This window comes from Subtercola sp. RTI3, assembly GCF_035018625.1.
GTDB classification, from domain to species: domain Bacteria; phylum Actinomycetota; class Actinomycetes; order Actinomycetales; family Microbacteriaceae; genus Subtercola; species Subtercola vilae.
Map to the genome: position 1 here is coordinate 70,067 of NZ_JASJXO010000011.1, position 11,535 is coordinate 81,601.

Annotated in this window: 7 protein-coding genes; all 7 read right to left on the minus strand. The window is 65.3% G+C overall.

Features of this window, described 5'->3' with window-relative positions; genetic code table 11:
- Positions 1-5 precede the first annotated feature (5 nt).
- On the minus strand, positions 6-2,192 hold the full coding sequence (locus tag QN358_RS06660; RefSeq protein WP_323511929.1) for an alpha-galactosidase: 2,187 nt from the start codon (positions 2,190-2,192) through the stop codon (positions 6-8).
- The gene (locus QN358_RS06665) at positions 2,189-5,323 is read right to left on the minus strand and encodes a glycoside hydrolase family 2 TIM barrel-domain containing protein (protein ID WP_323511930.1); all 3,135 of its coding nucleotides are present in this window, start codon (positions 5,321-5,323) and stop codon (positions 2,189-2,191) included. The genes QN358_RS06660 and QN358_RS06665 overlap by 4 nt, the downstream gene beginning before the upstream one ends.
- 11 nt (positions 5,324-5,334) lie before the next feature.
- On the minus strand, positions 5,335-8,376 hold the full coding sequence (locus tag QN358_RS06670) for an alpha-mannosidase (RefSeq protein ID WP_323511931.1): 3,042 nt from the start codon (positions 8,374-8,376) through the stop codon (positions 5,335-5,337).
- On the minus strand, positions 8,373-9,209 hold the full coding sequence (locus QN358_RS06675) for a ThuA domain-containing protein (protein WP_136640611.1): 837 nt from the start codon (positions 9,207-9,209) through the stop codon (positions 8,373-8,375). Before QN358_RS06675 ends, QN358_RS06670 begins: the two co-directional genes overlap by 4 nt.
- Positions 9,206-10,381, minus strand: coding sequence for a Gfo/Idh/MocA family protein (locus tag QN358_RS06680; protein WP_136640610.1), 1,176 nt, complete (start codon positions 10,379-10,381; stop codon positions 9,206-9,208). Before QN358_RS06680 ends, QN358_RS06675 begins: the two co-directional genes overlap by 4 nt.
- The gene (locus QN358_RS06685; protein WP_136640609.1) at positions 10,378-11,271 is read right to left on the minus strand and encodes a carbohydrate ABC transporter permease; all 894 of its coding nucleotides are present in this window, start codon (positions 11,269-11,271) and stop codon (positions 10,378-10,380) included. Before QN358_RS06685 ends, QN358_RS06680 begins: the two co-directional genes overlap by 4 nt.
- A gap of 1 nt (position 11,272) precedes the next feature.
- On the minus strand, positions 11,273-11,535 hold a 263-nt coding region (locus tag QN358_RS06690), incomplete at its 5' end, for a carbohydrate ABC transporter permease (RefSeq protein ID WP_416351963.1).

Sequence of the window (11,535 nt, forward strand, 5' to 3'; positions counted from 1 at the left end):
TCTCCTCAGCACTCTTCAGTGACGCGCAACATAACAATTCGCTCGGGAAACGAGCCAGGGGCTTGCAGGCCGGCCGCAGCGAGAACGCGACCCGTCAGCACCACGCCCGACCCGTCGCCGTACCAGAGGGGGTCGGTGCGACCGTCGTCAGGCGTGCCGACGAGCACAGGAGCAACTCGGTACCGCTTGTCGGGGGCGAGCCCGGGCACGGTGAAGACGCGCCGCGGTGCCACATCTGATCTGCCCAGATAGGCCAGGAAGATCAGCGCCTCCCTCTTGTCGGGGCTGACCGCACCGTACACCTGCAGGGTGGGGTCGGTCTGGTCGGCCCGCATGAGGTCTCCCGTGTGAAGAAGGGAACGGTGCTTCTTGTAGAGCTCGATCCACGCAGCGAGGTCGAGGGACTCTTGCTGGGTGGCTTGTGTGAGATCCCATTCGATACCGAAATGACCGAACAGAGCTGTTGCGGCGCGAAATGACAGCTCGTGCCGGCGGCCGGTGGTGTGGTTGACCCCTGATCCGATGTGCGAACCGAGCATCTCGGCGGGAAGGAGCTGCATCGTCCAACGGTTCATCTGCTGCCGGTCGACCGAGTCGAGGCAGTCGCTCACCCACACCCGGTCGGTTCGCTCGATGACACCGAGGTCGACGCGCGATCCGCCTGAGGCGCACGATTCGATTTCGAGACCGGGGTGCCGGCGCTTGAGATCATCCATCAGGCGGTAGGCGGCGAGGGTCTGCTCGTGAACGCCGGGGGCGCCGGAGGGGTAGGTGCCGGCGTCGATCAGGTCTCTATTGTGATCCCACTTAATGTACGTGATGTCGTACTCCGAGAGGATGCTCGACATGCGTTCCACGATGTGGTCGTATGCCGCAGGGATGCCGAGATTCAGCACCTGTTGATGCCGCGACTCGACGGGCAGCCGCCCGCCGGTCTGCATGATCCACTCCGGGTGCGCCCGCGCCAGGTCGCTGTCTTCGTTGATCATCTCGGGCTCGAACCAGAGTCCGAATTCCATGCCGAGGCCCCTCACATGGTCGACAATCGGGGCGAGTCCGGTCGGCCAGACGTCTGTGTCGACGCTCCAGTCGCCGAGACCACGGGTGTCGTCACGTCGCCCCGAGAACCAGCCGTCGTCGAGCACATAGCGCTCGACGCCCATCGCGGCCGCGCGGTCGGCCAAGTCGATGAGTCGGGCGCAGTCGTGGTCGAAGTACACCGCCTCCCACACATTCAGGGTGACCCGTCGCTCACTTGCCGGATGCTCGGCGCGGCTGCGAAGGTACCGATGAACCCGGTGTGCCTGGTCGTCGAGCCCGCTACCGTATGCGCCGTAGAGCCATGGCCCGCGGTAGCTCGCGTCGGGTTGCAGCCGAATCTCACCCGGCAGCAGCAGTTCGCCGCCGCCCACCACCTGAAACCCGGTCGACAAGCGCTCGGCGTAGTGGCGGTGGTTGCCGCTGAAAGCGACGTGAACGCCCCATACCTCGCCGTGCTGAAAGCCGAATCCGGGCGTACCGACACTGAGGATCGTCGCCGCATCCGGGCCAGTGCGACCCTTTCGGCCTTCTCGCTCATGGATGCCGACGACAAGTTGACGACGCTGTGGCGTGCGTTCTCTACTCCAACGGCCGGCAAAATCGAGAATCTCGCTGGCTCGGGAGGGTACCGGCAGCGCCACGTTCAGATCGGTCACGGTGTACGTGCCCGCAGCAGTGTTCGTCAGTTCGGCGCGGGCGCGCAGCAGCCCGCTCACCAGCAGTTCGACCTCGATCGTCAGGCTCAGCCCCGCATGGCCGTCACCGGCCCGAAACGTTACCGCGGCCGCGCCGGCCTCACTGAGGATGCCCTCTCGATGAGGTTCGGTGGTGAACTCGATCGACGTGACAGCGAACTTGGGCGACCAGTCCGTACCATCGCGATGCCCCGCCACCCCGGGCTTGCCCTCCCAGCCTGCGTGCAGCTCCGGCAACAGTGCCAGACGAACGGGCTGGTCGACCACGTTGCCACTCGCGGGCTCTACCAATGCGTCAGAAAGCGCGCGAGCGTCTTCAGATGTGAGCGATCCGAGAGCAGACCCCCAGTAGACAACCGCTGGCAATCGCGCGTCAGTCGCGTCGAGCAGCAGGCTCACCCCAGCGGTCGTCAGGTGCACCAGCGCGCTGGGCGGGGTTGTGTCCGTCGTATTCATCGGGCCTCGAATCTCAGCTTCATCGAACGGGTCTCGGGGCGGAGCAGTGCGTCTGGCCAGACGTCTGGGCCGCACGCCCGCGAGCCGAGACCGTTCTGAGCGACATCGAGGTACAGGTACGTCGCAGTGGGCGTGAGCAGTTCGTGCTGATGGGCTGCGCGGGCGACCTCGTGGGCGGTGTGCCGGGCGAGGGTGAACCCCGGCAGCCGGCCCCGAACATCGTGTTCTGCCTCGATACGCAACCACGACCCCTGCGCGGAGTCGATATCGAGTTGCCGCACGTCGCTCCGATGCCCGCTCTCCTGAGGCCAGGCGTACGGGAACGTCAGCTCGTCGATTCCGGCACGAAAACGGCCAACCTGAACTCCGCGGCGCGAGTCGGGGTACGACTCCCCCGGCCCGGTACCGAACCACTCTGCACCGACCACATCGGCCGGCAGGTCGAACCGCACTCCGAGCCGCGGAAAGACGATGTTCCAGCGGGAGGAGGGAATCATCCGAAGGCTGAGGAGCACTGCCTCGCCATCGATCTGCCACTGCTCGTCGAGGGTGACCGCGACACGCGTGTCTGCCGCGGCCCAGCGGGTTGTGCGTTCGAAGGTGGTCGCGGTGGCCTGAACATCGACCACGCGGCTTCTCAACCGGTCAAGCCCGGCGCCTCGCCATTGGTCTGCGTACGACGGGCCCGGTATTCCGAGCCCCCGCCCTTGCATCGGGTCACTGACGTCGTAGCTGCCCATGTGCGAGCCGCCGTCGTTGTCGGTGGGGGCGCGCCAGAGCTCGAGTCGAGGCCCGGAGATGCTCTGGCCGGCCAGGGCGCTGAGCCTGCCCGACGTGAATTCTGCCGGGCCGAGGTTTTGCCGCGCGAAGGCGTCGCGTTGGGCTCCGGATGCCGCCAGAGCCTTCGGGTCTGGCGCGAACCGCGAGCGCTGGGGCGCCGCGACCGTCTGCAGAAGCGTCTGCTGTACGGCGAGTACGTGCCCCGCCGGCGCCCATGCGGTGTCGATGGCGAGTTGTGCCTCAACCGTGAACCACAGTTCTCCGGTCTGAATCCTCAGCAGAGTGGGGTCAACAGCTACGTCGACGGTCACAGCCGACCCGGCCGGCAGGGCCACACCGATCTCGGAGACCACGTCGAGCAGGCCACCGGCAACCCTGACTCCGTTGTGCTCGATGCGCCACGCGAAGGTGAGGTCTGAGGCATCGGATGAGTGGCGTCTGTTCGAGACGGTCACCCGCACCGACTGTTCGACAACGGTGAGAGAGAAGCGGAGGGGGGCGGTGACCGCCTTGAACTCGACGAGGCCGGGGGTGGGCGTTCCATCGGAGAGCACCATGCCATCCATACAGAAGTGACCGTCGTGCACACCCGTCTCACCGAAGTCGCCGCCGTAGCCGAAGAACTCGGTGCCGTCGGGCGTTCGCGTGCGTATGCCGTGGTCGCGCCACTCCCACACGAAGCCGCCGTGCAGCCGCGGGTACTGGTCGACCAGGTTTTCGTAGAGGTCGATGCCGCCCGGCCCGTTGCCCATGGCGTGAACGTACTCGCAGAGCAGAAACGGCTTCGTGCGCAGCCTCGCCGACTGCGCGCCCGAGGCATCGAGCAAAAGCTCGGTCGAGTCACTGCCGATGCTCGTCACTTCGGCAATCGAGGCATACATGCGCGAATACACGTCAGTGTAGGCACCCGTCTTGTCTCCTTCGTAGTGAACGGGGCGCTCAGGGTCGCGGGCGTGAACCCACTCCGACATGGCAGCCAGGTTGGCGCCGGTTCCAGACTCGTTGCCGAGCGAGAACATCACGATGCAGGGGTGGTTCTTGTCGCGCTCGACCGTTCGCTCGATGCGATCGAGGTACGTGGGGAGCCAGGCCGGGTCTTCGCTCGGATTGCCCATCCACTCGTCGGTACCGGGCCCGAACACGCTGCCGCCATGATGAAAGGCATGCGTCTCGATGTCGCACTCCAGCATGACCCAGAAGCCCAGTTCGTCGGCGAGGTCGAGCACCCGGGGATGCGGCGGATAGTGCGCCGTGCGAATGGCGTTGACATTGTGGCGCTTCATCAGCTCGAGGTCGCGACGCACGAACTCTTCATCGAAACCGCGGCCGAGATCGGGGTTCGTTTCGTGCCGGTTCATGCCGTGCAGCACCACGCGGCGCCCGTTGACGAGAAACTGGTCGCCCACGATCTCGATGGTGCGAAATCCCAGCATGAGTTCGATCGTCTCGGCCCCGTGACCGCCGGTGACCGTGGCCGCGTAGAGCCGCGGGCTCTCCGCCGTCCAGGGCCGGACCGCGGCGACCTCTATCGGCTTCACTTTAGAAGCTGCCGCCCACTCGACATCGATGTCGAGTTCGGGAATGCGCAGGCGCACGGGGAATGCGGCGTCGCCGGCGCGCAACTCGGTCGTCAGCAATCCTCTGCCGGTGGTGTGGTCGAAGCCAGCGCGGAGCCACACGTCTTCGATGCCGCCGACCGGGCGCGCCTGGAGGGTCACCGAGCGGTAGATACCGGGCAGCCACCACTGGTCTTGATCTTCAATATAGGTCGAAGCCGACCATTGGTGCACGCGCACCGCGATGGTGTTGTGCCCGGCCTGCACGGCATCGGTCACATCGAACTCCTGGGCCAGGCGCGAGCCTGTACCCACCCCGATCTCGACTCCGTTGACCCACACCCGGTACCGCGACTCGACGCCCTCGAAGCGCAACACCACGGCTTCGAACACGCCCCGCTGCATCCATTCCGGCGGCAGCACGAACGACCGGCGGTGATCTCCGGTCGGGTTCTCGTCGGGTGAGAACGGTGGGTCTTGGGCAAAGGGCAGCTGCACATTGGTGTACTGGGGAAAACCGTAGCGGCCCTCTGCGTGCAGCACCCAGTGGCTCGGCACAGGCAGCTCATCCCAGGCCGAGTCGTCGAATTCTGCAGCGGCGAACGCATCGACCGGTTCTCCGTCTGGCAGAACATCGGGAGCCCCGAGGGTTCCAGGGGCGCCGCTCAGAAGGCGAAACCGCCACGTACCGTCGAGCGCCAGGGTGGGCGCGTCTGAATGCAACCACGACCGTGCGGGCCGTCGCTGACCACGACCGGGGCCGACGTCGTTCAGGTAGTGAGTCGTGTCGTTCATCGAGGGGCCTTTCACGGTGACGCGCGCGGCGCGCGGAATCTCAAGGTCAACAGTTCGAAGGGGCGCAGTTGCAGTTCGAGCCGTCGTGGGGCCGACGAGCGGATCGCGTTGCTCGAGACTACTCGCTCGAGCAGGTCGGTCGGTTCGACTGCGTGCCAGTCGATCGACGTCTCGAGGGTCGCCGACGAGCGGTTGCCGTGGGCTTCGTACAGACGCACCACCAGGTCTCCGCTGTCGTCTTCAGCGAGCTTCACCGCTTCGATGACAACAGCCGGGTTCGACACCACCAGCAGTGGCGCTACCGGCGTGCCGTGGGTGGGCAACGGCACGAGGCTCTGCCGATAGCCGTCTTCGACCGCCTCGGCTATGCCGCCGGGCCGCAGGCTGACCGTAAAGGAGTGTGCACCGCGATCAGCACTCGGATCGGGGTAGTTCGGAGCCCGCAAGAGCGACAGCCGGGCCATCACCATGGGTCGGCCTGACGGCGCGGTCAGCGTGCGCATGTCGTGGCCGTAGACGACGTCGTTGGCAATCGCCACACCCCACGACGGCTCGCCGACATGTATCCAGCGGTGGGCGACCGTCTCGAACCGCGCGGCATCCCACGACGTGTTTCGATGGAGGGGCCGATGCAGGTGCCCGAACTGAATCTCAGACGTGGCATGGTCGGCGCGCACATCGATCGGAAAGGCGAGTTTCAGCAGTTTCTGCGACTCGCGCCAGTCGATGTCGAAGGCCAGGTCGAGGCGGCCGTCGGCGATGCGAAATCGCAGGTCGATGGATGAGGCTCCGAACTCATGGCGCACCGCAACAGCGTCGCCGTCGATTCGAACAGAAACGGGGTCACGAAGCTCGCGGCCGGAGCGTTGGTCTTCTTCATTGATGTCCCAGGCATCCCACTCACGCGGGGTGTCACGCAGAACCTGCAACACGGCTCCGGCTGTTGCCTCGGGTAGCATCTCGCGGCCCACGGTGAGATCCCGCACGGAGACCAGTGTGCCCGCCGCGTCGATCACAACGCGCAGTGTCGGATCCTCCAGCACGAACGTGCCGCCGAGCGCACGCGGCATCACGGGTGTGCGAAGAGAAACCGGCCCGATACCCATCGCTTCGACACCGTTCTGGGCATAGGGGCCCGCGTTGGCGGCGAGTGGCGTGCCACCATCGCCGCTCTCACGCTCGGCGGTCAATTCTGCAATCGCCGCAGAAATGAGAGCCGTGAGTGACGCCTCCACGCGTGCGTACGCGGCTTCGGCATCCTGATGCACCCACGCGATAGAGGTGCCGGGGAGAATGTCGTGAAACTGCTGCAGCAGCACCGTCTGCCAGGCCTCTTTCAGCTCGGCCGCGGGGTACGGCGCGCCTCGCAGAATCGTTGCCGTGCTCGACCAGAGCTCCGCCTGCCTGAGAAGCGCCTCGCTGTGGCGGTTGCCGCGCTTCGTCTTCTGTTGAGAGACCAGAGTGCCGCGGTGCAACTCGAGATACATCTCGCCGATCCACACCGGCGGGTCGCTCAGTTCTGCCTCCGCCGCGGTGAAGAAGGAGTGCGGATCTGACAACCGCACCTTCGGCGACCCATCGAGGTCACGCTTGCGAGCGGCCTGCGCGAGCATCTCGCGGGTCGGCCCGCCGCCCCCGTCACCCCACCCGAAGAGGCCGAGCACTTCGCGGGCTGCCCCCTTCTCGCTGAAGGTGCGTTCAGTACGGGCGAGATCCAGCGCCCCGAGGTCGGAGTTGTACGTCTCTGCCGGGGGAAAGTGCGTGAACACGCGCGACCCGTCGATACCCTCCCAGTGAAAAGTCGAGAACGGCATCTTGTTTGTCTCGTTCCACGACGGCTTCTGGGTGAGAAAGTACCGGGCCCCCGCGGCGCGGGCGATCTGGGGCAGAGCGGCGCTGTAACCGAACGAGTCGGGCAGCCATACCTCGTCGGTCTCCACCCCGAACTCGTGAAGAAAGTACTGCTTTCCCATGACGAACTGCCGCGCAAGGGCTTCTCCCCCGGGCATGTTCGTGTCTGACTCGACCCACATGCCGCCCACCGGTCGAATGCGACCGGCAGCGACGGCAGCCCGAACCCTCTCGAACAGCACAGGCTGGCTCTGCTGAAGCCAGGCGTATTGCTGCGCAGACGACGCGGCGAAGACGAAATCGGCGTCACGGTCGATGAGATCGAGAACGTTTGCGAAGGTGCGTGCGACCTTTCGCACCGTCTCACGGGTCGGCCAGAGCCATGCGCAGTCGATGTGAGCGTGACCGACTGCTGAGACGGTGAGAGCGCTGGCGGGGGCCGTCGTTGCCAGTACTCCGGCGAGAGCGCTGCGTCCGAGCGCCGCCGATGCGGAAACGTCGTCGGGATCCATCAGGTCGACCATGCGTTCGAGCGCATGAACGATCTCCGCGCGCCTGGCACCGTCTCGGGGCAGCACATCGACGAGCCCATCGAGGGTCACGATGTCTTGCAGCAGCTCCCACACCACGAGGTCGCGCCGGGCCACTTCGAGCTTCAGCAATCGGTAGAAGGGTTCGTCGCCAGAGGTTGCCAGGTCGCCGAGCGACGTGGGCTCGTACTCGTACGGAACCTGCACGAGCGGGTTCGCCGCAGCCTCGAGTAGTAATCGGAACGGGCCCGGTTGGGGTAGCGGCACCCACGCGTTGAAGGGTTCGATCGCCTTCACGATCGAGCCGTCAGGTCGGTATGCCGTGGCCTCGGCCTGAAATCCCGGCTGGTCCCCGGTGAATCCGAGATCCACCACGAGCTCGGTTTCTTCCGGCGCCCAGTCGGCCGGAACCTCACCTCGCACGTCGAACCAGACGGTGTCCCACGGCCGGCCCCATCGGGCACCGAGGCTCATCGGCTCGAAGGTCTGCTTCACGGCGTACGCGAACGTCACCGGTTCACCGCCGACGGCCCAGGCGGCCACTTCGACTGCGCGCGACTCCCGGTAGAGCGCCGGTTGGATGCGAAATCGCGTGAATCGACGTACACGCTGCATCGCGAGCGCAGAGGCGTCGAGCCGCACCCGACCGTTCGGATTCGACTCGTCGCTCACTCGTGCAACTCCCGTGGTTCGACGAGCTCGCGAGTGTAGTAGTCGACCAGCCCTGCAGGCGAGGTCAGCACCGGGCGGTCGAACTCTCCAGACAGGTACATCGGTGTCACGAGATACGATTCCCGGGCACGCTCGGGCTTCGCCCACTGCACCCCATTCGCGATGACTCTCTGCACATCGGGGTGGTGGTACACAGGGAAGATCTCATCGCCCGGGCTGAAATAGAACACCTTGCCGTACCCGCGCCGGTAGGTGACGCCGCTTCGAAACACCTCCCCGCCCGAGAAACTGCTGATGAACACGAGCTCATCGGGTTCAGGGATATCGAAGAATTCGCCGTACATCTCCTGGCCCGGGATGACAATCGGCTGCGGAACACCGTCGGAGATCGGATGCCGCGGCGCAACTGTCCACACCAGCTCGCTATCAGCGTCGTTGCGCCAGCGGAGGCTGCACGTGGTGCCCATCAGGCGGCGAAAGATCTTCGAGTGGTGCCCCGAATGCAGCACGATGATGCCCATCCCCTGAAGCACGTGCCGATGGATGCGCTCGACAACCTCGTCGGCTACTTCTTCGTGTGCGGTGTGCCCCCACCAGAGCAGCACGTCGGTATTCGCGAGCGTCTGCTCGGTCATCCCGTGCTCGGAATCGTCGAGTACACGGGTCGTCACCACGGCAGCAGCGCCGAGCAGGCGAGTGATTCCCTCTGCAATAGTGCTGTGCATGCCGTCAGGGTAGATACCGCGAACGACAGGGTTGACCTGTTCGTGGCGGTTCTCGCCCCACACCACCACTCTGATCGGCTCGGTGGTGTTCTGTTCTGAGGTGGTCATTCGGCGCCTCCTGACGCGATCAAAGCTGGGGCTCGGCCCCAAGCCGGTGTTTCAATTCCGTCGACGGCGCTCGCCCACGATTGCAGCTGGCTGGCAACGTCGTCGTGTAGTTCGTCGGCGATGGCTCGGGCGAGTGACTCCTCGAGAAGTTCGGCGATCACGACGCGCTCTCCCCCGCGATCGCTGCTCTGAACTGCCGCCTCGACCATCGCAAGGCTCCGCACATTCGCACGCACCTCGTTCTGCGGCGTCGTACCAGAGCGCACAGCCGAAGCAAATTCTTCGAGTGAGCCTTCGATGCCTTCGCTCGCCTCGCCGACAGCAAGACTCGATTCGGTGGTATCGACCTGCACGACGCTGTCGCCGTTCCATGCCGCGGCGCCGAACTCGCCATACGCATGCCAATCGGCATTCCACGATGTCTGAAGACCCGGTGTGCACCGGCTTCCCGAGTAGATGAACCTGGCCCCGGATGCGAGCTCGAACTCAGCCGAAGCGGCGGCGTCTCCGGCGAACCAACTCCAGGCCGGGTTCCAGGAGCTGCACCGCACGGCAATCGGCTCATCGCCCGTGAGGTAGCGCACCATGTCGAAATGGTGGATCGACATGTCGACGAGCAGTGGATGCGCCATCTGTTCACGAAAGCCCGGTTCATGATCGGCGTGGTAGAACTGCGCGTGCACGGCCGCCAGCGGGCCAAGGCCCGCCACGCCCCGGCGAAACGCGGCGAGATGGTTGAAGTACCGGCGTGACTGGCTGACCATGAGCAGGCCACCGGTCACGTTGACAAGCGCTACCTGACGAAGCGCTTCGGCCACGGTGGGCGCCAACGGCTTCTCGCAGAGAACTGGGAGGCCCGCCCGCAGTGCCTGCTCGTTCACCGTGTTGTGCGCCTGCGGCACCGTCACATTGATCACGGCCTTCGCTCCAGAACGTTCGGCGACGTCGGCGATCGAGGTTGCGACGAGAGCGCCGTCGATACCGGCGGCGGCAACCGCCGAGGCAGCGAGGTCGAGGTTGAGGTCGACTACACCGACGGGCACGGCATACGCCGACGCGCTGAGCATGCGGATCCACTCCAGGCCCATGGCGCCAGCACCGACGACGATGACGGGCAGTCGGTCGCCCGGCACCCAGGCCTGTTCGATCCGATCAGCGGGGGTCGCGGTCATCCTTTCACCGCGCCACCGAGGCTCGAGCGCAGCAAGTGCTTGCGCACGAAGATGTAGAGGATCGCGGGCGGAGCCACATAGACGATCGCACTGGCGGCCAGCAGGCCCCAGTCGACCTGGTTGTGCTCGCTGAAGGCACGGAACAGACCGATCGAGAGCGGGTACAGTTCCTGACTCTGCAGCATGACCAGCGGTGTCAGAAAGTCACCCCACACCCCCATGAACGTGAGCATGGCGGCGGCACCCAAGCCGGGGCCGACGAGTGGCAGCACAATGCGCCAGATGGCCTGGAAGCGCGAGTTGCCGTCGACCCACGCGGCCTCTTCGAGCTCGATGGGAACGGCAGAGATGGTGCCTTTCAGCAGCCACAGGGTAACCGGAAGCTGCAGCACGGCCTCGACGAGAATGAGACCGTAGAGCGTGTTCGTGAGTTTCAGGTTCACCAGGATCAAGTAGAGCGCCACGATGGTGGCCGGGGCCGGAATCACCCTGATCAGAAGGATGCCGTACATGAAGGCGCGGCGGCCTCGAAATTCGAAGCGGGCCAGAGCGTACCCGCCGGCAAGCCCGAGAATCAGGTTGAGCGCGGTGGCGCCAATGCCGATGATGAGGCTGTTCATCAGCAACAGGGGCGTGCCCGAGTTGGTGAAGAATCGCGTGAAGTTCTCGAACGAGAGCGTGGGCAGCTGAACGTTGGGGCCCGCGTGCGCGTCGATGGCGCTCAACACGACCCAGGCAAAAGGCACGAGACAGAAGAGGCCCAGCAAGCCGATCAAGGTATAGCCGAGCACCCGCTGCATCTTCGCCACCGGGGTGAGCCGGCGACGACGGAAGGTCTGCGGTGGCGCGACCTCGGGGGGAGAAACGGGTTTGACCGCGACAGACGTCATGTCATACCTCCACTTTCGCGAGCCGCACATACACGAGCCCGAGCACCAGCACGATGGCCAGCAGAATCATCGACGCGGCACTGCCGATGCCGATCTGGGAGAACTGCAACGCGCGTTCATAGATGTAGATCGCGGCGATGCGGGTCTGGCCGGCGGGGCCGCCCTGCGTGAGGAAGTACACCAGGCCGAACGCTCCGACGGTACTGATGGTTGTGAGAAGCAGATAGAGAAATACCGGGCCTCGAATGAGGGGAAGTGTGACGT

Coding starts and splice junctions, on each gene's coding strand:
- QN358_RS06665 (WP_323511930.1), bottom strand. CDS start 5,323: ATGAACGACACGACTCACTACCTGAACGACGTCGGCCCCGGTCGTGGT.
- QN358_RS06680 (WP_136640610.1), bottom strand. CDS start 10,381: ATGACCGCGACCCCCGCTGATCGGATCGAACAGGCCTGGGTGCCGGGC.
- QN358_RS06660 (WP_323511929.1), bottom strand. CDS start 2,192: ATGAATACGACGGACACAACCCCGCCCAGCGCGCTGGTGCACCTGACG.
- QN358_RS06675 (WP_136640611.1), bottom strand. CDS start 9,209: ATGACCACCTCAGAACAGAACACCACCGAGCCGATCAGAGTGGTGGTG.
- QN358_RS06685 (WP_136640609.1), bottom strand. CDS start 11,271: ATGACGTCTGTCGCGGTCAAACCCGTTTCTCCCCCCGAGGTCGCGCCA.